This window comes from Streptomyces sp. NPDC058239 (genome assembly GCF_042882185.1).
Taxonomy (GTDB): Bacteria; Actinomycetota; Actinomycetes; order Streptomycetales; family Streptomycetaceae; genus Streptomyces.
Genome location: NZ_JBHVWS010000075.1, coordinates 1 through 21,540, shown reverse-complemented (window position 1 = coordinate 21,540; position 21,540 = coordinate 1). Strand labels below are relative to the sequence as shown.

Annotated in this window: 12 protein-coding genes and 4 pseudogenes; 5 read left to right on the top strand and 11 right to left on the bottom strand. The window is 67.9% G+C overall.

What is annotated here, in order from left to right:
• Positions 1-235 precede the first annotated feature (235 nt).
• The 6 genes from ACFVYE_RS42615 to ACFVYE_RS42590 form a co-directional block, all read right to left on the bottom strand.
• Positions 236-1,270, bottom strand: coding sequence for a formylglycine-generating enzyme family protein (locus ACFVYE_RS42615; RefSeq protein ID WP_389608794.1), 1,035 nt, complete (start codon positions 1,268-1,270; stop codon positions 236-238).
• A gap of 71 nt (positions 1,271-1,341) precedes the next feature.
• The gene (locus ACFVYE_RS42610; protein WP_389608792.1) at positions 1,342-2,355 is read right to left on the bottom strand and encodes an aliphatic sulfonate ABC transporter substrate-binding protein; all 1,014 of its coding nucleotides are present in this window, start codon (positions 2,353-2,355) and stop codon (positions 1,342-1,344) included.
• A complete protein-coding gene (locus ACFVYE_RS42605) occupies positions 2,352-3,134 on the bottom strand; it encodes an ABC transporter ATP-binding protein (protein WP_389608790.1) in 783 nt (260 codons plus the stop codon). Before ACFVYE_RS42605 ends, ACFVYE_RS42610 begins: the two co-directional genes overlap by 4 nt.
• Positions 3,135-3,138: 4 nt before the next feature.
• Positions 3,139-3,966, bottom strand: coding sequence for an ABC transporter permease (locus tag ACFVYE_RS42600; protein ID WP_389608788.1), 828 nt, complete (start codon positions 3,964-3,966; stop codon positions 3,139-3,141).
• 59 nt (positions 3,967-4,025) lie between these two features.
• The gene (locus ACFVYE_RS42595) at positions 4,026-5,510 is read right to left on the bottom strand and encodes a sulfatase-like hydrolase/transferase (RefSeq protein WP_389608786.1); all 1,485 of its coding nucleotides are present in this window, start codon (positions 5,508-5,510) and stop codon (positions 4,026-4,028) included.
• Between the two features lie 176 nt (positions 5,511-5,686).
• Positions 5,687-6,829, bottom strand: coding sequence for an ROK family transcriptional regulator (locus tag ACFVYE_RS42590; RefSeq protein ID WP_389608784.1), 1,143 nt, complete (start codon positions 6,827-6,829; stop codon positions 5,687-5,689).
• A gap of 556 nt (positions 6,830-7,385) precedes the next feature.
• Between ACFVYE_RS42590 and ACFVYE_RS42585 the strand changes: the two genes are divergently transcribed.
• Entirely contained in the window at positions 7,386-9,539 is a 2,154-nt protein-coding gene (locus ACFVYE_RS42585) for a DUF4838 domain-containing protein (protein WP_389608782.1), read from the top strand.
• Positions 9,540-9,963: 424 nt separating this feature from the next.
• Here the strand turns inward: ACFVYE_RS42585 and ACFVYE_RS42580 are convergent.
• Positions 9,964-10,193 (bottom strand): annotated as a pseudogene (locus ACFVYE_RS42580) (ISAzo13 family transposase); the annotation flags it as partial.
• A 467-nt stretch (positions 10,194-10,660) separates the two neighbouring features.
• Between ACFVYE_RS42580 and ACFVYE_RS42575 the strand changes: the two are divergent.
• Both ACFVYE_RS42575 and ACFVYE_RS42570 read left to right on the top strand, forming a co-directional pair.
• Positions 10,661-14,341: a S8 family serine peptidase gene (locus ACFVYE_RS42575; RefSeq protein ID WP_389608780.1), complete on the top strand. Its 3,681-nt coding sequence runs from the start codon at positions 10,661-10,663 to the stop codon at positions 14,339-14,341.
• 29 nt (positions 14,342-14,370) lie between these two features.
• The gene (locus tag ACFVYE_RS42570) at positions 14,371-14,982 is read left to right on the top strand and encodes a hypothetical protein (RefSeq protein WP_389608778.1); all 612 of its coding nucleotides are present in this window, start codon (positions 14,371-14,373) and stop codon (positions 14,980-14,982) included.
• Positions 14,983-15,300: 318 nt separating this feature from the next.
• On the opposite strand, the pseudogene ACFVYE_RS42565 reads toward ACFVYE_RS42570, so the two are convergent.
• Positions 15,301-15,467: pseudogene (locus tag ACFVYE_RS42565) on the bottom strand (transposase); the annotation flags it as partial.
• 327 nt (positions 15,468-15,794) lie between these two features.
• Here ACFVYE_RS42565 and ACFVYE_RS42560 point away from each other — a divergent pair.
• A complete protein-coding gene (locus ACFVYE_RS42560) occupies positions 15,795-16,808 on the top strand; it encodes a helix-turn-helix domain-containing protein (RefSeq protein ID WP_389608776.1) in 1,014 nt (337 codons plus the stop codon).
• 100 nt (positions 16,809-16,908) lie between these two features.
• Here the strand turns inward: ACFVYE_RS42560 and ACFVYE_RS42555 are convergent.
• The 3 genes and pseudogenes from ACFVYE_RS42555 to ACFVYE_RS42545 all read right to left on the bottom strand — a co-directional run.
• A pseudogene (locus tag ACFVYE_RS42555) lies at positions 16,909-17,190 on the bottom strand (transposase); the annotation flags it as partial.
• Positions 17,191-17,353: 163 nt separating this feature from the next.
• Positions 17,354-17,482 (bottom strand): hypothetical protein, encoded by a 129-nt coding sequence (locus ACFVYE_RS42550; protein WP_389608806.1) that lies wholly within the window; start codon positions 17,480-17,482, stop codon positions 17,354-17,356.
• A gap of 82 nt (positions 17,483-17,564) precedes the next feature.
• Positions 17,565-17,618: pseudogene (locus ACFVYE_RS42545) on the bottom strand (transposase); the annotation flags it as partial.
• Positions 17,619-18,182: 564 nt separating this feature from the next.
• Here ACFVYE_RS42545 and ACFVYE_RS42540 point away from each other — a divergent pair.
• On the top strand, positions 18,183-21,506 hold the full coding sequence (locus ACFVYE_RS42540) for a PQQ-binding-like beta-propeller repeat protein (protein ID WP_389608774.1): 3,324 nt from the start codon (positions 18,183-18,185) through the stop codon (positions 21,504-21,506).
• Positions 21,507-21,540 lie beyond the last annotated feature (34 nt).

Here is a 21,540-nt window from a genome sequence, read left to right as displayed (position 1 = left end):
CGGTCCGGCCGGTCGGCGGGCGTCGGCGGCAGGTATTCGGCTGGGAGCCGACGAAGGCGCGCATGCCAAGTCCATGGATGGCCAGGCGGGGACGTTCGGGTGCCCAGGCCTTGAACTCTCCTCGTCGGCGGGGGTCCACCCGGATGGACCGAATCTGGCTGTCGCCCTTCGGTGCTCGGCGGCACCGGGAGACGGAATCGGGCAACTCGGCGAAAAGCGTCGGCGCGTATGCAGGTCAGCCGGAGTAGGCGCACCGGAATCCGATGTGACCGGCGGAGCTGTCGGGGGCGTTGGAGGTGCGGGCGGCGACCCGGTAGCGGTTGCAGTAGGAGCGGTGGCACATGTGGGAGCCGCCGCGCATCACGCGGGTGCTGCCGCTGGGTGGGCCGGTCGGGGCGATGCGGGTCTGTGGGGTATCGACGGCGTGCCAATCGCGGCTGAACCAGTCCAGGCACCACTCCCACACGTTGCCTGTCATGTTGTGGAGTCCGTAACCGTTGGGGGGGAGGGCGTTGACGGGGGCGGTTGAGAAGTAGCCGTCCTCGGCTGTGTTTTGGTGGGGGAACTCGCCCTGCCAGATGTTGCAGAGGTGCTGGTCTTGGGGCGTGAGCTCGTCGCCCCAGGAGAACCGTTTGTGCTCCAGCCCCCCGCGCGCGGCGCGCTCCCATTCGGCCTCGGTGGGCAGCCGCTTTCCGGCCCAGGCGGCGTAGGCGGCGGCGTCGTGCCAGGAGATGTGCACGACGGGGTGGCTCTGACGGTCGTCGATCGACGAGCCGGGCCCTTCCGGGGCCAGCCAGCAGGCGCCGCGCACGGCGCGCCACCACGGTGCGCCGGGGACACTGCCGTTGATGACGTGCCTGCGGGCGTCGGGATGGACGAAGCCGGCGAAGACGTACGACCACTCGAAGCGCTCGGCCTCCGTGACGTACCCAGTGGCCTTGATGAAGTCGGCGAACTCGGAGTTGGAGACGGCGGTGGCGTCGATGTGGAAGGGCCGTAGCGTCACCTGCCGAACCGGGTCCTCGCCGTCGCCGGGGACAGCGTCGGGATCGTTTCCGCCCATCCAGAAGATGCCGCCGGGGATGGCGACCATATCTCGCAGGATCTCCATGCGTTCCCGCACAAGAACGGAGGAAGGGAGCATGTCCGTCGCGTGCGCCGGCACAGCGGCAGGGATCAAAGTGTCTGTCCTGGCAGGCCTGCGGTGCGGGCCGCAGCACGCACCGCCGGTCGAGGGCAGGGGCGTGCCCGGAGGGATGATGTCGGGCATCGCGGAATCCCTTCTCCGCCGCACGTGGCGGCATCGGATGGACCGGCGGGCCGGGGAAGCCCCCGGCCAGGTCACTGCTGCGGACTGCCTGCCGCCTTGTAGAGGTCGCCCAGGTAGTACTCCTTCGCGTTGGATGGCGACTTGAGCTTGCCCATGCTTGTGAAGACGTCGGCCAGGCCGTTGAACCAGCCGTCGACGGTGCCGTTGGCGGTGAGGTCGGTCAGCTTCTTGGAGGAGAGCAGCTTCACGTACTTGGTGGAGCCGGCGAGCTGGTCTGCGGGCAGCTTGAGGAAGTCGGCGGTGACCTTCTCCGATTCCTCCGGGTGGGCGCTGATCCAGTCGTCCGCCTGCCGCAGCACGGAGGTGACCTTGCGGACCAGCATCGGGTTCTTGCCGGGCAGGTCGGGCTGGGTCACGAAGACGTTGGGGAACGTCAGCTTCGGGTAGTAGTCCTCGGTGCGGCTGATCTCGGTCAGGTCGGGCACCCGCTTCTTGATGGTGTCGATCAGCGGGTACCAGATTGCCGCCGCGTCGACCTGACCGGAGGAGAAGGCCGTGACGATGGTGCTCGGGTCCATGGTGACCCGGGTGACGTCGGACGGCTTCAGTCCGGCCTGCCCGAGCGCCAGGTTGAGGATCATGTCGCCGGAGGTGCCCTCGGCCACGGCGACCTTCATGCCTTTCAGGTCGGAGGGCGTGGTGATGCCGGTGCCAGGGCGGGCGATGACGCGGTCGGCCTGGCCGAGCATGTTGACTGCGACGATCTTGGCCTTGCCGGAGGCCGGGAGCCACAGGGCGCCCGGGCCGAGGTAGCCGAAGTCGAGGTCGCCGGCGCCGAGCGCCTGGACCTGCAGTGGGCCGTTCGTGAACACCTTGAGGTCGGCACTCAGCCCTGCCTTCTGCCACAGGCCTTGCTCGGCGGCGACCGCGAGGGCGGCCGAGCCGCTGTAGTCCGCGATGTAGCCGAAGGTGACCGGGGTGGTCTTGCCGGCGGACGAGGAGGGCGTGGAGCTGCAGCCGGTGGCGGATGTGACGAGGACGAGAACGGTGGCGGCGGCCCACAAGCCGGCGGTTCTGCGCTTCATGAGGAGGTTCCTTCGAGCATGCTCAGCTGGTGGTGGACGGCGTTCCAGACCTGCCGCCGTAGGCCGGCGAACTCGGCCGACAGGCGCATCTCCTCGGTGCGGGGATACGGCAGGTCGACGGGGATGATCCGGTGGATGCGCCCGGGGCGGGCGGCCATGATCACAACTCGGCTGGCGAGGTAGACCGCCTCGTCGACGTCATGGGTGATGAACATGACCGTGCGGCGGTCCCGGCTCCAGGTCTCCAGCAGCGAATCCTGCATGCGGACCCGGGTGAGGGCGTCCAGTGCGCCGAAAGGCTCGTCCATGAGGAGGACTTTGGGATCCACGGCGTAGGCCCGGGCGATGGCGCACCGCTGCTTCATGCCGCCGGACAGGGTCTTGGGCAGGGCGTCGGCGAAGTCGCCCAGGCCGACCATGCCGATCATCCGCCGGGCTGTGGCCCGCCGTTCGGTCCGGTCGACACCGGCGACCTTCAGGCCGAACTCGACGTTCTCGGTGACGGTCATCCACGGGAAGAGCGCGTACTGCTGGAAGATGACACCCCGCTCCGGGCTGGGGCCGCGTACCTCTTCGCCGTCGACCGTGACCGACCCGCCAGTGGCATCCAGCAGGCCCGCGGCGACGTTGAGCATGGTGCTCTTGCCGCAGCCCGAGGGGCCGACGACGGTGACGAACTCGCCGTCCTCGATGGTGAGGCTCACGTTGCCCAGGGCGAGGAAGCCGCCGGCCTTGGTGCCGAAGTCGCGGGAGACCTCGCGGAATTCGATGGAGGGCATGGCGTTATCTCCTTTCCTGCCACACGGTCAGCCGGCGTTCGGCGAGCAGGAGCAGCCGGTCCATGGCCAGACCGACGGTGCCGATGGCGATCAGCTGGACGAACATCGTGGGCAGGTCGTAGTACAGCTGGGCCTGCTGCATCCGGAAGCCGAGCCCGCTCTGGGCTGCGATCAGTTCGGCGGCGACGACGGTGGCCCAGGCGGCGCCCAGGCCGATCCGCATGCCGACCAGGATGAAGGGGGTGGAGGCGGGCACCACCACACCGAGGAACACCCGGCTGTCCTTGGCGCCGAGCACTCGGGCGGCGTTCACCAGTGTGGGGTCCACCGACACCACACCCTGGAAGGTCGACACCACCGAGGAGAGGAAGGCGGCCAGGAAGATGACGAAGATCTTCGGAGTCTCGCCGATGCCCATGAGCACGATGGCCAGCGGGATGACCGCCAGGGGCGGAACCATCCGGAAGAACTGGAGCCATGGCTCGATCAGCCGCCGGACGATCGGGTACCAGCCCATGGCGAAGCCGACTGGTACGGCGAGGGCCACGCCGATGACGTAGCCGGTGAGGACGCGCCTGAGACTGGCGCCGAGGTCGTCGAGGAGGATGCCGTCACGGATCAGCTCCCATCCGCGGCTCAGCACCGACAGCGGGCCGGGGAAGCCCTGGACGCTGCTATGGGCGAGGACGGTCCATACCAGTAGCCCGAGCGCCGCGGAGCACAGGGAGAGCAAGGAACCACGGAGGCCGAGGACTTGGGGCAGCCGCCCGGCCGGATTGCGTGCGCTGCCGGGCGTGGGCGGTGCGGGGTCGAGGGTTTCGCCTGTCGCCATGGGGACGTCCTCCGAGTGGCCCGACCACCGGGGCGGCGCGGCGGATGTGGCGTGCTGTTTCATGCCACCTCATCCGCCACTCCGTCGACGTCGGGCGCGCGGCCGCCGATGTCGGACATGTAGCTCATCCACGTGTAGGCAGGGTCACCCCGGCGCAGGAGCTCCTGGTAGAGACGCGCTGTCAGTTCTCGCCGGACGCCGGCGTACGCGGGTGCTTCGTGGACGTTGTGCAGTTCGTTCGGGTCCGCTTCGAGGTCGTAGAGCTCGTTGACGCTGTCAGGGTTGTACACCAGCTTGTGGCGGTGGTCGCGGATCATCCGCTGTGAGTAGGGGAAGTGGTGGCCGTGGAACTCGGTGACCACCTGCTCGCGGGTGCCGTCGGCCGGTTCGCCGGCCAGTACCGGCAGCAGGCTCGCCCCGTCGCAGGGTTCCAGTGCGGGCAGACCGGCCAGCCCCAGGACCGTGGGATGGAGGTCGATGAGCGTGGCGAAGTCGTCGCGGATCTGCGGTGGGCAGCCGGGGACGCGCACGATTCCCGGGATGCGGTAGATGTCCTCGTACATCGCCGGACCCTTGTCGTTGAGCCGGTGGGAGCCGGTGAACTCGCCGTGGTCGGCGGTGAAGACGACCGTGGTGTCCTCCCACAGGCCACGGGCCTTCAGCGCGTCCAGGAGGCGGGCGACCTGGTGGTCGATGAGGGTCACATAACCCCAGTAGACGGCGATCAGCTTGCGCCAGGTGTCGGCGTCGAAGTCGTCCGCCGACCAGTACGCGGAGTATTGGCGCTGCACGTCGGGCTTTCCGGCGAAGGTTTCGGACATGGAGGCCGGCAGCAGTACCGATGCCGGGTCGTACATGTCGTAGTACTCGTCCGGGATGAGGTAGGGCAGGTGAGGACCGAACCAGTGGCAGGACAGCATGAACGGCTTGCCGTCGGTGTGCCAGGCGTCGGTGTAGCGGTCCAGCAGCTCGAGGGTCTTCTCGGTGAGGTAGGCCTCGACGGTGGCCTCGGGCGGCTGCTGGAGGCGGCCGGCGATCAGGTGACCGCGGCCGGTGCCGTTCGTCGCCGAGCCGAATACCGCGTCCTTGACTGCGAAGCGGGGGTAGCCCTTGGCATCCAGCCATGCCTCGTAGGAGGGATGGTGGACGGGGTTGAGCGCCCCGGGAAGGTGTTCGCCGTCCATCGCGTAGTACTCGGGACCGCGGGCGCGGCCGATGTGCCACTTGCCCACGTGGCCCATGTTGTAGCCGGCCGCCAGCAGCGGCCGGGAGAGCACCGGCGAACCGTCCTCGACTTCGTCGCGTCCGCCGCCGTTGCGCTCAGGATTCACCAGCAGGCCATGGCGGAAGGGGTGTTGCCCGGTGAACAGTGAGGCGCGGGCCGGGGTGCAGATGGCGGTAGGGGTGTAGAAGCTGTCGAACCGGGTGCCCTCGGCTGCAAGGGAGTCGAGCGCGGGAGTACTGATGGTGGTGTTGCCATAGCAGCCCAAGGTGTCGACCCGGTGCTGGTCGGTCATCAGGAACAGGAGGTTTCGAGGTGACACGGACGGACCTTCCGATCGGGCCTCTGGGGAAGGAGCGAGTTGGACAGCGCGTCAGGCCGGGCCGCAGGAAGAGGTGGCAGAGAGTCCTCAGCAGCGCTTTTTTCCTGGATCGGATCATATTTAGGGAAGGTCCAGCCCACAAGGGGTCGGCGACCCCGTAATCGCCGACCGTCCCCTCACGCCCTTGTCGGCTCCTCCTGAAGCAGTAGCGCCACCGCCCCGAGAGCCGCCGCGTTGACTCCCAGATCCGCCTGCACAACATCGACCCGTCCCGCCGCACGCGGCAGGGCCAGCCGGTCGATCGCCTGGCGGATCGGGTCCAGGACCAGCGACCCCAACTGCGCCAACTCCCCTCCCACCACGATGCGTGAGGGGTCCAGCTGCGCCGCAGTCCCGGCCAGTACCCGGCCCAGCCGGTCGGCAGCGGTGGAGACCACCCGGGTTGCCGTCGGGGAAAGGTTGCGCACGGCGGCGACGAGAGCGTCCAGGTCGGCAAGGGCAAGACCCTGTCGGGCGCACTGCTCCAGCAGTACCGCGCCCCCGGCGACTCCTTCAAGGCAGCCCCGGCCACCGCAGTGGCAGGGCTTTCCACTCGGATCAACGCTCACATGGCCGATCTCACCGGCACACCCGTGCGCCCCGGCCACGGCTCGACCGCCGACCACCAAACCGCCACCGATTCCCGTGGACCAGCGCACATACACAAGATCCTCCACCAAACGTCCCGCCCCCCAGGTCGCCTCGGCCAGGGCTGCGGCGCGGGAGTTGTTGCCCAGCACCACCGGCACACCGAACTCCTCGGCGATGTGCATCCGCAGCGCTTCGACCTCCTTGGGCTTCCACGCGACGCCTACGATTCCGACGAGGCCCGCGCCGATCGCGGTCAGCGTCGAAGGGGCGACCGCCGCCTCACCGGCCGCCCGCCGCAGCAGATCCGCCGCCGCCGGGGCCACTACGTCGGCGCGCACCGCGGATGGCAGGTCGTGCACGCCGCTGGCCACCACCTCGTGCGAGGTGTTGACGATGACCAGGCGCATCCGGCTGCGGCCGATGTCGAACCCCGCGTACAGGCCGGCGGAAGGATTGAGTACGACCCGGGTCGCCGGCCGACCGCGGCCGCGCCCTGCGGTGTCACCGGCGCTCTGCTCGACCAGGACACCACCTTCGAGCAGTCCGGCGACGATGCTGAACAGCGTGGTCTTGGGCAGGCCGGTGCGCCGACTCAGCTCGGCGCGGCTGAGCGCCCCCGATCGGCGCAGCTCTGCGAGAACGAGATCGTCGTAGGCCGACCTGTTGCGGCGGGCAGGAGTAGCAGTCACCGCAGCATGATGCGCCCTTGTTCGTTATTCGGGCAAAGTCTGGAAGAAATACTCGCTGTCGTAGTCAGGGCCTTCCAGCGCAGCGGGTCGGGCCTCCGTGGTGGCGGACGGACCCTGGGTGATCACACTGCGTCCGTTCTGACCGACACCCACACGGCACCTCTGATACACGGGTCACCATCGGTCTGGGAGCTGGGGGAAGACGGCCGGGCACGGAGGTCGCGACTGAAGGGAGCGGACCGGCTGCAACCGTCCGGTACGGGATTTCGGTGTAGACCTCTTGCAGTCCTTGCCTCGCACTCAATACGATCCGTTTTCGGAATAATTGCTGAGCCTTTGTTCCGTCGCTGTCTCGCCACATACACCGCAGTACCCCGCACCACCCGACGCTCGAACGAGCCTCCGCTGCGGACGGTGAACACCGCACGTCACCCGCCCACGGCGCCGGCCGGCGCCGTGCCCCCACATCCATGACACCCGATGCCTGACACCAGGAGACGCCATGCAACACCTCAAGCGTCGATCGTTTCTTGCCGGCGTGACCGGAGCCGTCGCCGTGACAACCATCGAGACGTCGGCACGGGCGGCGGACGACACCGGGTCCGAAGCCGCGTTCCGGCTCGTCCACAACGGCCGTGGCAAGGCGACGGTGCTGTGGTGGGGCGGCGCCACCGCGCGGTTCGCGGCCTCTGAACTGGCTCACTACGTGGAGCGGATGAGCGGCTCCCGCCTTCAGGTCCTGCGTGCACGGCCCGAACAGCCGCAGACAGCAACGTCCGGAGTGCTCGTGCTGCCAGGCAGCCGACGCCAGGCAACCACCGTTCCACCGGTCTGGCTGTCCAAGGCCGACACACGGCTGCGCGACCAGGCCACGGACAGTTACCTGGTCAGCGCCACCCCGCACGGCGTGCTGCTGAGCGGTGTGGGCGACCGCGGCGTGGTGTACGCGACATACGCGCTGCTGGAGCAGTTCGGAGTCGGTTTTTTCGCACCGCAGTTCAGCTACTACCAGGGTGCCGCCGAGACCGTTCCGCAGACCGTCGACATCACGGTCCCCGCCCACACCAGCTTGGTCACCCCACCTTGGCCGGTGCGGCGCAAGGCGATCGAGGAGGGCTGGAGCATCAGCCAGTCCAGCCTCACCGCACTGATCGATTGGATGGGCAAGCAGCGGCTCAACGTCCTGGTCTTTCCGTACGACTACTACGGGGCCCGAGTCACTCGCTACGAGGACTTCGCGGCAGGGATGGCACCAGAACTCGCCAAGCGCGGCATCATCGTGGAAGTCGGCGGCCACGGTTACGACGCATTTCTTCGCCAGGCCGACTACCCGCAGTACTACACTTCCGGGGTCAACGTCTTCAACGTGCACGACGAAGCAGCCGTATCACAGTACATCGCCAACGTCGTCACCTATCTGCGGGCCCGGCCCGAGATCGCCATCTTCGACTGCTGGCCTCCGGACGGGGCGACGTGGTCGAAGGCCACCCTCGCCGAGTTCGCCACCGCCACCAACGCCGAAGTTCACGTTGTGAACAAGCTCGTTGCCGCCATCGCCGACGCCGGACTCCACGTCCAGGTCGAACGCATCGCGTACGGCGCCGGCCTGGACACGCCCACGGCCGGGTACACATTCGACCCGAAGGTGCTCATCGACTTCGCCGCGTACGGACGCACGTACTCCGTCCCGCTCGGCGATCCGTCCTCGGCCGTCAACGCGCACCACCTGGACGTGCTGCGTCGGTGGCGCGCGGCCCACCCGGGCACACTGGCGATCTACGACTACTCGCGCCGCTACCGCTGGCGCGAGCTAGGCAATCCGATCGGTGTCCTCGCCCAGGACGCGGACGTGTACCGCAGCGTCGGCGTCAACGGCGTCGGAGCGTACTCCGAACCGGCGAACTGGCTGCAGTTCGAGGCGATCCATCTGTTCGGCGCCCGCAGTGCATGGAATCCGACGCTGACCTACGACGACTTCATGAGCAGCTACCCGCCTGCGCGATTCGGGCCGGCAGCTCAGGAGATGGCCGACTACCTGCTGCGCACCGCGGACGACCCGGACGTCCTCAACACGCCCGGCCAAGGGACGGCCCTGCGCACCAAGTACCAGGCTGCCGCGGCCGACGTCGCCGCAGCGCGAGCGAAGACCGTCGGGACCAGCGCAGCCGCGATCGTCCTCGACCGGCTAGCCTGGGGCTGCGAACTCGCCCTGGCCGACATCGATATCACCCGGTGCGCGCAAGCCAACGATCAGGCAGGCAAGCAGCGGGCGATGGCCCGCTACCGCCAGCTGACCCAGCGACACCGCTTCAACGGCATCCAGCTCGAGTCGCTCTACACCACCCCGCGCTACGGCGAACAGATCACCCGGGCGCAGATTGCCGAGCAGTACCGCTCCGCGGCGTGGGGTTACCTGCCGCAGGTCAAGTTCACCGTGCGCCAGGGGACCTCCGTCGATATGACGATCACGGCGCAGGACGTCGACTTTCAAGGGCACGACGTGGAGTGGACACTCATCGCGCCCCAGGGACTCACCGCCGAGCGCACCCAGGGCCGTCTGCGAGCCTCGGGTCCGCTCGAGGCTTCGGAAACGGTCCGCCTGAGCGCCGGGACCGACGTTGCACCCGGTAACTACGCCGTCACTGTCGCTTTTGACGCCGATGACGGGGAGCTGACGTCGGCTCAGTGCTCCATCACTGTGGTCCGGTAGAAATCTGCCGGTCAGCCCCGACCCGGCGACCCACCGGATCACCATGGGCACCGAGCACCCGGCGTGGTTCCCTGTCCACAAAGACAGCGCTTCGGGTTACTCGGACGCGATCTCTCGTTTCTGTGTCGGTGACGGTGATAGCGGTGAGGCCAGCCATTCTCGGGTTGTTCGGCCTGGTCGCCGAGGTGGTCGTGTTGGCCGTGTGGCTGACATGGGGTGAGCGATCCGGCTCGGGACGGCTGTCGTAGGGCATTGCCGAGCAGGTGAACCTACTGTCATAGGCGCGAGAGATCGCAGTCAGAGTTCCTCTCATGAGAACTACTTGGCGATCTGACGCTCCATCACCTCCCTTCGCATCGCATCTAAGGGAACCTCAGGTAGATCCGCAATGAGCTAGCCCACGGGCAGATGACGCGCGGCGATGCCGTCGGGCCGGGTCAAGGTCCACCGCACGCTCAGGTCCCCCACCGGGGTCGGCAGACCCACCCCAACGGCTCCTCGCCGGAGTCCAGTTCGGTGACTCCGCGGGGGACGGTGCCCTCGCGGACCCCAGCTGCGCGGGCGCAGCCACCCTGATCACGCCGTGGCCCAGCGACCGGGCCTCGGCCCCGGCATCAACCGCCGCTGAAGTACATCCAGGTGCGGGAAAAGCATCTGGAATTTTGCGGCCAGCAACGTCTCGGCCCCTTCCAGTATGCCTGTTGTGCCTGTACCACAACAACGAAGATCGAGATTGGAAGCAATGAGTTGTTTCCCGGAAGGCCCTGACTTCATGACCTTGGGCTTTATACGGCGCCGGCGGTTTTCTTCCTGTCCAGGAATGCCCGGGGGTTGGACCGGGGAACTCGCCGTGCATGTTGAAGTGGTACTCCGTCGCGCCCGACCAGCATCGTCAAGGCGGCGCGGTGTTTCCCCGCCGGTTGCCCGGCCAACTGTGGTGGCGGGTTTGCGGCATGGAAGAAATACGCCACTGCCCATCAGTTGCCCCGGTCCCTACCAAGCCTGAGTATCTGTCTGATCCGGCAAGGATTGCTTTGCCGCGACGAGTAGGAGGCGCTCGTGCATTCCCTACGCCATATTCACGGCGAAACCGAAAGAACGGCATCTCAGGAGGTCTGGCGATGAGGCGTTTGGGACAACGGTTAGCCACCGCGGTCGCCGGCATCACCATCCTCGGGGTGGTCATGTCGACCACCCCGGCGAGTGCCACCGCCCCAACCCCCGCCCCCTCTGCCCCCGCAGCCCTCAACCAGATCCGGGCCGCTTCGGTCGGCGACAACCTTCTCCGCGCTGTCGCCGGAACTCAGGCAAAGCTGCCACTGACGCTGGTGACCGGCGACAAGGTGCAGATCGGTGTCACCGCGGACGGGAAGCCGGTCGTCCACGAGATCGAGCCGGCGACGCGGCCCGGGCACGAGTCGGTACTCTTCCAAACCATCACCAGGAGCGGCCAGGTCTACGTCGTACCGGACGACGCGTTGTCGCTGCTCCGTGCCGACCTGCTGGACTGGGAGCTCTTCAACCTCGCCAAGCTGGCCGCTTGGGCGGCCGAGGGCAAGACCGGTGAGGTCCCGGTGATCACCGCGTACACCGGAAGAACCAGCGCTCGGACGGCGCCGACCGCCGACGGTACCAAGGCAAAGAACGTCCTGAAGAGCATCAACGCCCGCTCGATGACCATCAAGGGCAACGGCCAGTGGTGGCGAGAGGTACGGGAGAAGAACGCCGGCAAGTCCGCCTCCGCCGCTCGGGCAGGCGGCCCGCTGGCCGGAGTGAAAAAGGTGTGGCTGAATGAGCTGACGACCATTCAGCTTGACAAGTCCGTACCGCAGATTGGCGCGCCCGCCGCCTGGAGCCGCGGCTATGACGGTTCGAACGTGAAGGTTGCGGTGCTGGACAGCGGCATCGATGCCACCCACCCCGATCTCGCCGGCCGGATCGCCGAGGCGGTTGACTTCACCAACAGCCCGAAGGGTCCGGTGGACGAACACGGACACGGTACCCATGTGGCGTCCACGATCGCCGGCACCGGACAGGCCTCCGACGGGCTGCGTCGCGGTGTGGCGCCCGGTGCGAAGCTGCTCATCGGCAGAGTCTGCGGTCAGGACGGCACGTGCTCCAGTGACGCGGTCATCGCCGGCATGGAGTGGGCCGCCAAGTCCGGTGCCGATGTGGTGAACATGAGTCTCGGTGGCCCGCCCTCCGACGGAACGGACCCGCTGAGCAAGTCGGTCAACAAGCTCAGCCTTGACTACGGCACCCTGTTCGTCATTGCCGCGGGCAACAACGGCCCGACCTCCGGGACGGTCGGGTCGCCAGGTGCCGCCGACGAGGCGCTGACGGTCGCGGCCGTGGACAAGAGCGACCAGATGGCCACCTTCTCCAGCCGCGGACCTCGGATCGGGGACGGTGCGGCCAAGCCGGACATCGCGGCTCCGGGCGTCGCCATCACCGCCGCCCGGGCCAAGGGCACCGCGATGGGCAAGCCCGTGGACGACTACTACACGACCGCCAGTGGCACTTCCATGGCCACCCCCCATATGGCCGGCGCAGCGGCGATCATCGCCCAGCAGCACCCGGACTTCACCGGGCGGCAGATCAAGGCGCTGCTGATGGCCACCGCCAAGGACCTCGGGCACGACCTGTACGCGCAGGGCGCCGGCCGGGTGGACCTGGCCCGTGCGATCGATCCGAAGATCATCCCAGACGGGAACCTGAACTTCGGCCGGCTCGAATACCCGCACTCGCCGGTGTCCAGGACGGTCACCTACAGCAACTGGACCGACGAGCCGATCACTCTGACGCTTTCCCCCTCGGCCTCCTCCTCGGGCAAGCCCGCGCCGACGGGGCTGTTCACGCTCAGCGCCAACCAGGTGACCGTGCCCGCCAAGGGGTCGGCCGACGTGACGGTGTCCCTGGACGGCAGGGTGGTGGACGGTGCCGGGCAGTACGGTAGATACACCGGCGCCCTGACCGCCGAGGACAGCACGGGGACAACGCTGGGAACGTCGCGGATCTCGGCGGTCGTGGAGCCGATCCGTCATGACCTGACCATCAAGGTCATTCCTCCGGCCGGCGCCACCGATATCTCGTACGGCAACGGGCTGATCGTCCCGATGGACGAGGACAAGCTGAAGCTTTACGAGGATCCGGTGGTGGCACCGGGTGGCGAGACGACCAAGGCCAGGGTCTTCGCCGGCACTGTCGCGGCGGCCCTCGCGGTGACGTGGCGGGACGCGGCCGGTGAGCTGCACCGGGCCGCACCGATGGCACCGCAGGTGCAGGTCACCGGGGCGACCACGGTGGAGCTGGACTTGCGGAAGGCCAATCCGGTCAGGGTGAACACCACGGAGCCGACGGAGACATACAGCGCGGTCTTCAACTTCCAGCGGACCTCTGTGGACGCCAATTGGGGGCTTAAGGCACAGCTGGCCACCGACTACGGTCCTGGTGAACCGAACTGGTGGGTACTGCCGACCAGCGAGGTGAGCGTCGGCACGCTCGCCTTCAATAGCCAACATGTCCTGGTACCGCCGTCAGTAACGATGAAGGTCACGGGCAACGGTGACTCCTTCGACCTGGGCGCCCGCTATGCGACGCCGGACACCTCCATCCACGGGGGGACCCAGCAATGGAAGGAAAACGGGAGGAGCGTAAACCGCCTCGTGCGGTTGACGATCCCCCGACTGTCCACCAACGGGAAGAAGCCCGTGGTTTACGCGGGCACCGGCTCGGCCGAGGAGCTTGCCAAGGTCGACGCGAGGGATGCGCTGGTGCTGTTGCGGCCAACCGACATCTGCACGACGACCTGCAACTTCACCGCACTCCGTGAGCGAGTGGCGGCGGCTGCCGCGGCGGGTGCGGTCGGGGTGCTGGTGGCCGGCGGGACCGATCGGGTCACCCTGGAGTCGTACGGGACCCGGCTCTACAACTGCGAGAACAGTCATCCGGACAGCTGCCCGCCGGTCGAACCGTACGCAGCGTTGCCGATCGTGACCGTACCCCCGGCCGAGGCCGCCACGCTGATCCGGCGGATCGGGGGCGGGGCGAAGCCCGGCGTCAAGGTCGAACTCGGCGGCAACAGCGAGGCGTCGAAGAGCTACGCGCTGGCGTTCAACACCAGCGGTCGGATCCCCGCCAGCCTGCCGTACCGAGTCCTGCCCAAGGACCTCGACCGTGTCGACCACCGTATCCACGCTGACCGGCCCGGGGTGACTCCCTGGTTCAGCTGGAGCCGGACCACCGACGCCGGCCTGGTTGCAGAGGAGATGAAACTGCCCAGGCCGGCCAGCCAACGGCAGCTCACCACGTGGGTCGGGCCGAGGGACGACAACGCGGTCGACACCTTCGAGCTGTCCACCAGGGAATACGTCGCGCCGTCCGCGGCGCGTGCATCGGGTCCAAGCGAAGCTCAGGACCTGGCGCTCGACAGGAAGAACACGATCGACTGGAACACGGGTCCGTCCCTGCCCGGCGCGGTGCCCCAGGTCCGCACCAAGTCGGGCTTCACCACCAGTACCGGCCTGCCGTGCGCCGGCTGTCGAGAGGCGGACCACTTCTGGCCAACCATGTACCTGACCGGCAGCGGAGGCGGTCGCCAGGCCATGACCGGCATCCTCAACGACACGGGCATCGCCACGTGGCGCTATGGGATGGAAACCTGTGCACCCCCCGCCTGCGACATGAGCCTCCACAACGAGGCCGGCGACGAAATCGAGCAACGGCTCGTCCCGGTCAAGTTCGTCCTCCAGCTCGGCGAGCCCGGCAGCACGCCGGACCTGGTGTCGGGGAGCAAGCGGTGATGACCGAAGCGAGGAAGGAGACTGGTCCGATGAACGCGACCGCACCATCGAGGTGGCGCCGGCCAGTGAACCTGGCGGCGCTGGCAGCCGTAGCGGTGCTCGCGCTGGTGGGTTGCACGGCCAGTGCTGACGTCATCGCATACGACCTGCCTGCGCAATCAGCCCGCTACTCGTTCGAGGCGGAAACCAACGGGGTCAAGACCGTGTGGGAGTACACGTCCGACCGGCCGACCAAGCCTGACACGCCGACGTCGCAGCCGTGCATCGCGGATGAAATCGTCAAGGATCCAGGTCCGTGCCGTCCGGAGCCGTTGATCTTCCTGCGGTACGACCTGGGCCTGGACCTGGCCAACACCGTCAAGGCCCACGGCCTCCACCGCATCACCGTCACCGGTTACTACCAGGAGCGGCTCAGCAAGCCACCGACCGTGACCGAGCTGCGGGTCGAGGCCAGTCTCGACGGCGGCAAGAGCTGGCAGCCGGCAATCACCAAGGCCGGCGGGCAGAACACGTTCACCGCGAAAATCAAGCACCCGAAGCGTGACGAGGCTCCCGGAGGAGTCGGACTGCGGATCACCGCGATCGACAGTGCGGGGGACACCGTCAAGCAGACGATTCCCAAGGCGTACCAACTGCGCTGAGGTGAACCGATGAAGCGATGAACCCAATCGGAGAGCCGTGGCCGGGGCGAAGCGTGATTCTCGCCCCGGCCGTTCTCGCGTTCTCGGCTCAGAGGTCTTCTCGATTGGTGGTCCACGGTACTGGGTGACCCGGCGGGCTATGACGCCGATGCGGGCAAGGGGTGTCCACGACTGGGCGTGGCCCCCGGGAGCGGGTGCGCCGCACGCGCCGCGCCGGCCGTCTGCAGTGCCCATGGCGGAACTCCTGGGCCTGAGCCGCGACTCATGCCTCCAGTTCGACGGTGCCGACCCGGGTTTCTCGAAGCAGCATGAACCGGCTTACGCGGCCGGACGCCGGTAGCAGATGAGAGCGGCGGCGATGCCGGCGAAGCCAGGAAGTGTTCGGCCCTGCGTTCGTAGCGACGGTGTAGACGGCGGCACCCGGCAAACCAGGCCACCGTGCGCTCCACGGTCCAACGGTGCCGGCCCAGGCTCTGGGAGGACTCGTCGCACACCGCGACCAGCCCAACTCGACGCGTGCGCCGAGCTCATCCAGGACCATGCGGTGGAGCTTGCCCCAAACACGGGCCCGGCCCCACTCGGTGAGACGTCGGTGTGCGGTTGGTCCAGGCACCGCTCCCGCCCGGCAGCACCCGCCCGAGCACGGCGGTCAGCCCGAGCCGATCCGCACACGCCCTCAGCAGCACCGCCCCCGCGCGCCCGATCAGCCCTTCCCCGTCGGCTGCCACAGACAGCCGCCAGTTTGCTAACCGGCCATCAGGGAATCAAACCCAGCTGAATGGCCAGGACCGACAAACAGGCGGAGGAGCACCATGCTGTCAGACGTGCTGGGACTGTCCCCCGCAGAGTCGGAGACCTACCGCACGCTCATCTCGGTAGCCTCCGCCACTCCCGCCGAACTCGCCGAGTCCATCGGGCGCGAAACCCGCCAGGTCGTGCGCATCCTCGGCATGCTCGAAGGCCGGGGACTCGCCACGCGCAGCCTCGGGGATACCACGCGGTTCGTGGCCTCCCCACCGGCGGCGGCGCTGCGGGCACTCCTGGTCCAGCGACAGAACGAGCTCAAGCTGGCGGAACTCGAGCTCGACTCCCTCGACGACATCTATCGCTCGGCGGCCCTCGGACGCGGCGTCGGCGACGTCATCGATGTGATCCACGGCACCGAGGCCATCCGCGAGCGCGTCGGACAAATACAACTCGGCGCACGGAAAGAGGTCATGAACTTCGTCAAGGCGCCGGTCTTTTCGGTCGGCAACATGACCGACGGCGCTGTCATCGCACGCGGTGTCCGTTACCGCGTGATGCTCGAACGCCCGATGCTCGAACGCGCGATGCTCGACGAGGGAGCCCCGTCGTTCGACGAGATCGTCCAGGCGCGGGCCGCAGGAGAGGAAGTCCGAATCGCCGAGACAGTGCCACTGAAACTCTTCATCGTAGACCGCGAGTTCGCCATTGTTCCTCTCCTCGGTCCGGCCAATGCCGCACCGGCGGGAGCCCTGCTCGTGCACGCGAGCAGCCTGCTCGACGCGCTGATAGCACTGTTCGAGTCCGAATGGGAGAAAGCGACGCAGTTTGTCACCTCTGCAGGTGTCTTGCAGAACGCGTCCGCCATTGATGATCTGGATGCACAAATCCTCAGCCTGTCGCTGACCGGCCTCACCGACCAGGCGATCGCCACCCAACTGCGCAGCTCCCTGCGGACGGTGCAGCGCCGGGTCCGGCACCTGATGGATGTCGCGAAGGTTCAGAATCGCATGCAGCTGGGCTTCCAGGCGGCACGGCTGGGCTGGCTCGAAGCCGAGCGAGACGGCAACCGGACCACATGAGGCAACCGCGACCGCGACTCTTTGGCAATACGGTGCTGTGACGGAGCAGCGACCCTGATGGGGTTGGTCTGCTCTGGCCTGGTGTCCCGCAGAGGGCGGCGGCGAGGCCGAGGAAGGCGAGGTAGCTCGGATAGGCGACCAGGCAGCCCGTGTTCCGGGCCACTGCCAGCGGCAGAGCGCCGATCGAGGCCGGCTGGTCAACCACGACGAGCACGGTTCCGTGCTTGGCCTGCAGTTTCCCGAACACCTCGCAGAGCTTGGGTTCGCTGTTGGGCAGCCTCTTGTCGAACGCCTTCTTCCCGCCCGGGGTGACGGCGGTGGCGTGGTGTTCGCCCTTGCCGACGTCCAGGCCGAGCAAGGCTCCGATCTCGCTCACGTCGATCGCGTACGTCCTTCGGTTGTCCCCGGTGGTGGTCTTGTCGCGCCACTTGTAGAACCAGGACTCCAACACCCCCAGAAGGCGGCAGGTCAGGCGGTGCGGGACGTGGTGTTCGGTCCTCTGGTTACCGATGAACGCTGCCAGGGCGGCCGGGTGTCCGCGCCGGTCACTTCACCCAGACGACCATGCATCGCCTGAGGACATCACGCTCCATCTCCAACTCCCGGATCCGCTTGTCCTTCTCGGTCATCTCCCGCCGCAGTCGCTCCAGTTCGGCGCGTTCGGACTCGCGCATCCACCCGCCCTGTGCCGCCCCGGTCCGACGAAGCCGACCCGTTGCGGCGCCGGCGCGAGACCCAGCTGCGCAGCGTGCCGGGGTGAACACCGAGCTCCCCGACGACCTCAGGGACCGGCTTCCCCGTCTCGATCACGATGCGTACAGCCCCCTCACGGAACTGAGCATCGAACTTCTCTTGCTTGGACCCCGTGAATCCCAACTTCCCCTGCAATCCCGGATTCCACGCTGCGAGGGGAGGGACATCCTGCACATCCTGAGATGCCGACTGGTTGCGCGTATTGGCCCGATGGGCGGTAAAGCGAGCCAGGCGACCGCGGCAGGATCTTCATGATTGGTGCAGCGCCGGTCTTGCGTGACGGTCCGCTGGTACCCCAGGCGGGCCGTTTTCCTTGTCCGGTCGGACCGACGCCGGGGCCCGCGTGTGTGCAGCGACCCGGCTTGGCACGATGCGCGCCCCTGCTCCGTCCCGTCCGTGCGCTGTGTCGCATGTCCTCCAGGGCCTTCCGCGGCGGAGCAGAGGCGCTGCCCTCCGGTTAATTCTGGCCAACCGTTCGATGAAGGTTGCCGCTTCCTGGCCAGTAAGTTGTCCAGTCAAGCTAGCTTTCTTGCCATGAAATTTCTCCGCAGAGCAGCAGGTCTAAGCCTTGCGCTGCTCCTATTCATCCTGGGCTTCTGTGCACAGCCAGCTGCTGCGCATGTGTCACCGGAGCATGGCGAACTCGTCATTACGACCAAGGACAACGTCACCAGTGGGCGGCTGATCGTCCATCGTTCTGTGGTGTCACCGCAGAAGGCGGGTGCCTGGGCGTCGCACCTGCTGAGCGCAGCGTGCCCTGCCACCGGCTCCGGTGTCGCCGGGGACGGCGGTGGCGTCCCCGGCGGTGTGGTGGTCGAGCTCGCGTGGGGCTGCCACGTCGACAAGCTCGACCTGAGCGCGATGCTGAAGCAGGCAGGGCTGACCCAGGTCGTCGTCGAGTTCGACGGCACCACGGTCAATGCCAACGCGCAGACCCCCGTCGTCGACGCCTCGGGTGCCCACGCGCTGCCCGCCTTCCCGTGGGCAGAGGTGGCGCTCGGCATCGCGGCGGCCGCCGCGCTGCTGCTCGCGGTGTGGCAGATCCGCACCGGGCGCCTCCAGGTCGCCCAGCTGGTCGCCAGGGTGTGCGCCGGCCGCGGGCGGATCAAGCTGGCCGCTGTCGGCGCGATGACGCTGTCCTTCCTGGCTCCCCAGCTGGCCGCGGCGGCGCCGCTCGCCGAAGGGGCAGCGGCGACCGCAAACACGGCCGCCGTCACGGGCACGGTCTTCAAGGACGCCAACGGCAACGGCAACCGGGATGCGGGCGAGGCTCCGATGGCCGGGGTCGACGTCACGGACGGCGCCGGCTGGACGACGACCGGCGCGGACGGCTCGTACAGCCTGCAGATGGACCCGACCCGCCGGGAGACCGACCTCATCAGCATCGTCTCCCCGAACGGCTACACCCCCCATCTGCGCGAGGACTACGTCCCGGAGTACTTCCACAAGGTGCCCGAGGGCGAAGGCCTGCATTCCGGCATCGACTTCGCTCTCGTCAAGGACAAGAACGCCGCCAACCCCACCGAAAAGTGGTTGATGGCCTCCGACACCGAGGTGGGCAACACCAAGGACGATGTCGCGCGCGAGCGACTGGCGACGTGGACTGGTGAGGTCGAGGCGATGTCCGAGGTCGACGGCGCGTCGATGGTGATCGATACGGGTGACCTGACGGTCACCGACGCCACCTCGGAGCCCCGCATGCAGGGCGGCTACGACGTCCTGCACAACGGCCTGACCAACGGCAGACTCGGCATGCCCTTCTACCCGGTGATCGGCAATCACGACTTCGGCGGCACCGCCAACTCCCAGGGCTATGCGGGCAGCATGGAGTACTACCGCCGCAACATGGGCCCGGAGTGGTACAGCTTCGACCGTAACGGCCGCCACATCGTCGTCCTTGAGGACAACTACGACTCCAGCGGCCTGAAGCCGCAGCTGGAGTGGCTGCGTGAGGACCTCAAGCGCCACGCGGTCGGCAAGCAGGTTCTGGTCTTCGCACACCGGTCGCTGTTCACCCAGTGGGGTCCGGGGGCCGGCATGCAGCCGACCATCGACGAGCTGTCGAAGTACGACGTGCGGATGTTCGCCGCGGGCCACAACCAGCAGGCCGAGTACCGGCGTGGTGCCTTCGACCGCTCGGTCGAGATCAATAACCAGGGCCAGTACGGCATCGACGGTTCCCACCCGGACGTCAAGGTCCTCGACTTCGAGGGCATCTACGATCGCCCGGGCACCAAGCGCAACGAGGACACCGGCTATGTCATGGGCACCCACCGCCAGTTCGACGTCCGCAACGCCGTATCGCTGGTGAGCCCCGCCCAGGGCAGTGTGCACGGCAACAGCGCCGGAATCCCGATCGAGCTGTACGCCGAGGACGCCGGGCGCACCCCGGCCACGGCCTCGCTGACCCTTCGTGACTCGCGCGGCCGTATCGCCTGGCACGAGAAGCGGATGAGATTCGGCAGCGGGGTCCGCAGGACCGGCATCGAGAACTGCTACACGCCTCCCGGCGGCACCCCGGAGCCCTGCCCGAAGACCCGGACATCCTGGACCCGGGTCGGCGACCGCCTCCCCGGCCTGCGGCCGGGCACCTACACGGCCGAGATGACCGCGGTCGACACCCGCGGCAAGGCGTGGCCCACCATCACCAACACCTTCACGGTGGTGCCCGAAGGCAAGCTGGCCGCTCCGAAGACCGGCCAGGACTGGCTGCGTCAGGGCGGCGACGAGGCGGGGCGCTCCGCCAGCGGCGACAACCCGGGCGCCGAGCTCGATCTGCAGTGGGCGGCCAACACCGGCGAGCAGTTCAACCTCAACGGGTCGGTCGTGGCAAACGGCAAGGTGATCGTCTCCTCCAGGGCGTTCGACTCGCCGAACCACATGATGCTGGCCTACGACATCAAGTCCGGCCGCGAGATCTGGCGCACCTATCTGGACGGTGACGCCGAGTCGGCACCGACCTACCACGACGGCAAGGTCTACATCACCACCGCCGTCGGCCGGATCTACGCACTGGACGCCGAGGACGGCCACGTCGTCTGGCAGTCGATCGACCGTGAGGAGCAGCACGGCGACACCGTCCGCCGCTATGGGCGCGCCGGTGGTCCGGTCAGCGTCTTCGACCTGAAGGACACAAAGCGCACGGTCGCCGTCTATCAGGACGCGTACACGATCCGCTGCCGTGACGCCGAGACCGGCGGGATGCTGCCTGGCGGCTTCGACGCCTCGTTCGGCTGGGGCCAGTTCCACAGCACGGCGGTCCGGCAGCCCGGCTCCAACACCGTCTACATGCACGACAGCGGCAGCAGCAACGTGGTCGCCATGGACCTCACGACCTGCAAGCAGCTGTGGGCGAAGGGCACCGGCGGCGACATCGACAACCACTCCTCCCCGGCCCTCACCAACCCGGCCAACGGGGACCCGCAACTGGTGGCGGCGACGTCAGGCGGTGCCCGCGGGCTCGACCTCAAGACCGGCAACGTCCTGTGGCAGGCCGCGGCGAACGACCCGTGGAGCTGCGAGCCCGGCCGCGCTCCGTTCACGAGCCCCGCGATCTGGGGCGACATCGCCTACATCGCAAGCCGCGACGGAGTCATCCGCGCCTACGACACCAGCGCGGCCGACCCGTCCAAGCCGCTTTGGGAGACCAAGGTCGGCTACCTGCCCGGCAGGGGCCCGTCGGAGTGGGGCGCCCCGGGGTGCACCGAGGCTCCCGGTTCGCCCGCGATGCACGCCCTGGTCACCAAGGACCTGGTGTATACGGGCACCCGGGACGGCCGCCTGGTCGTCCTGGACCGCGCCACCGGCAAGCGGCTGACCGAGTACAACCTCGGCGCCAGCGTGACCTCGGCGCTCTCCGTCAGCGGTGACTGGGTCTTCGCCCTCACCGACGACGGCACGCTTCACGCACTGGCCGCCCGCCACCTGCGCGACAGCGGTCACTGACCCACCGTCCGCGCGTTGCCTCCCCCGCCAGGGG